This is a genomic window from Candidatus Sodalis sp. SoCistrobi, from assembly GCF_900143145.1.
Taxonomy (GTDB): Bacteria; Pseudomonadota; Gammaproteobacteria; order Enterobacterales; family Enterobacteriaceae; genus SoCistrobi.
The window spans coordinates 1-2,125 of record NZ_FRDB01000332.1; the positions used below are offsets into that span (position 1 = coordinate 1).

Consider the following 2,125-nt stretch of genomic DNA (forward strand, 5'->3'; position numbering starts at 1 on the left):
TGCTCATGCTGAGTTTCCAGCACTAGATTAACTGCCCGTTCACGGACTTCCGGAGAGTAACGTTTGGTCGTTGTCATAGAGACCTCCACTTTTAAAGTATAGACTCTAATTTATCCGGGGTGATTCATTCATGATAAGTTGGAACACGTCTTCGCTATTGCTTTGCGCCAGCCGCCGAATGGCGAACTGGTAACGCTTGGTCAAGATATCGCGGATCTCTTTCTCATCTTTGCCGGTGAGCTTGAGATTGAGCGCGTCATACTTCACCTTGGCATCCCACAGCGCGTCCAGCTCGGCCGTGGTTTTGGGCCAGGGCGCTTTGCTGCGGTCGATTTCGATGGCACCGTTACCGTTAAAGTCCATCTGCTTGCTCAACTGCGCCAGGGCATATTGATAGCGCTCGAAGCGCCGCTTTTCCGCCAGGTTGTACATCGCATACGGCAGGTCCAGTTTACCGCTCTTCAACTCATCGGCCAGCTGCGCTTTTTGGGCGGCGACCTGCGCAATATCCGAGGCCAGCAACACATTGTGGCTATAGTCGAGCATGTTCAGGTAACGGTCGAAAATTTTACCGGCGAAAGCCGCGTCCAGATCGAACTGACGATAATGCGAACGCGTAAACCGCGCGCTGACGCGCTGGCTCACCGTATTCTGCTGTGCTGATTCTTTTAACGCCGGTATCTGATCGGCGCGGGTGATGTCGTCTTTCGCCATCGCTCCGCCCGCCAGCAACGCCCCCGCCATGATGGCATAGGTATCTACACATCAGGGAGGAGGCTTAAGAGCAACTCTCGCTAAATGAGTAAGTTCTTCCAGACTATATTCCGATAATAATTTTAGTGTATTCAACAAGATGGATAAGCCAGCGAGCAGAGCAGGAGCGCTCTCTCTGCGGCCTCGCTTTTGCTGTCGTCCTGACAAGCGACATATCAGCTGGCGGGCTGCCGCATTTTCTTCTCCTTCAGCGCGTTGCAGCCGCCATACCAGAACAGCAGCCATACTGGCTATTAACAACCTGCGTAGTACGGCTGGCGCGCTGCGCTGAAGCCATGTTTCTACGTCATGTCCGGCACCTTTCAGCAACTTAAAAAATGATTCAATATTCCAGCGCCAGTAATACCAACGAGCTACTTCCTCGCAGGTGATCTCGCTGCAAACGTTTGTAAGCAGCGTCCAGCGTCCCACCACATTACCGAGATCATCCGTAAGCCGAACAACAACCAATCTGACCGTCAGAGGCTCTCCAGGTTGGATTTTTATGCGGCGGCCGGTTTCTTTATCTTTACGCTTCTGCTGCGCAGCTCGGGTTATGACTATCGAGGTTTCACTGATTTCCATATCAGCTTTTTTCCCTTTCCAGTCTACCTGTCCGCATCCGTTGTATGGCAGAAGAGCAGCAATCTCACCAATTTTCAATGAATTACCTTGCCACTCTGCACCATGTCCTTCTTTTCCTCGGATAAGCCAGCATATTCCTTGAGTACTCAACGTCCGCATATGTCCAATAGAGTCACCCTCTCTATCAATTATATGAATCAGCTTTTTACCTATATTAAGCGATTCCACACGGGCAATATCGGTCGTCAAGGCGTCCATATGTGTCTGCCGTTCGGACAGTCCTTCCGCCAACGTTGAATGACAACCGGTTGCATCGGTAAGTGTCTGAGATAGAGGCGCTATTGGCAAACCCGTGCCAGCATCAACCAGCAAGCTGCTTTGAAGTTCATATCCAACATCGCCACCGTGCGTCATTTTTAAGCGTCCGTATTTGGCATGATGGTAAAGAAATTGTAAACGTGACCAATCATGAACAACGAGAGCGTATGGATGCGGGCTAAGCGAAATTTGCTCAAGTGCTAGCGAAATAATTGGCTCATTGAGTTGACTGAAGCTAATTCGCTTATTATTCAGAAAACGCCAGACAGCTTGGGTAGTTGCGAAAGTTGATTTTTGAGCACTTGCGAGGTCTTTAACCGCAGAAGCAAGAAGAGCCGCGGGCGTCATATGCTGTTTAACCAGCGTCTGATATCGGCGGGTAAGGCGAGAGTCAATCCCGCCAACAGATAGGTTGAAATCATTCTGCAAAGTAATAACAGGTATCACGATAAATGTGTAGATACCTATG

General features: G+C 50.0%; 1 protein-coding gene and 1 pseudogene. Both read right to left on the reverse strand.

Annotation, left to right across the window (positions count from 1 at the left end; translation table 11 throughout):
* Window positions 1-126 precede the first annotated feature (126 nt).
* Window positions 127-744, reverse strand: a pseudogene (locus tag CINSTRO3249_RS15370) (tail-specific protease); the annotation flags it as partial.
* A gap of 21 nt (window positions 745-765) precedes the next feature.
* Window positions 766-2,125, reverse strand: a 1,360-nt coding sequence (locus tag CINSTRO3249_RS15375; protein WP_254304262.1) for a flagellar biosynthesis protein FlhF, incomplete at its 5' end; no start/stop codon positions are given.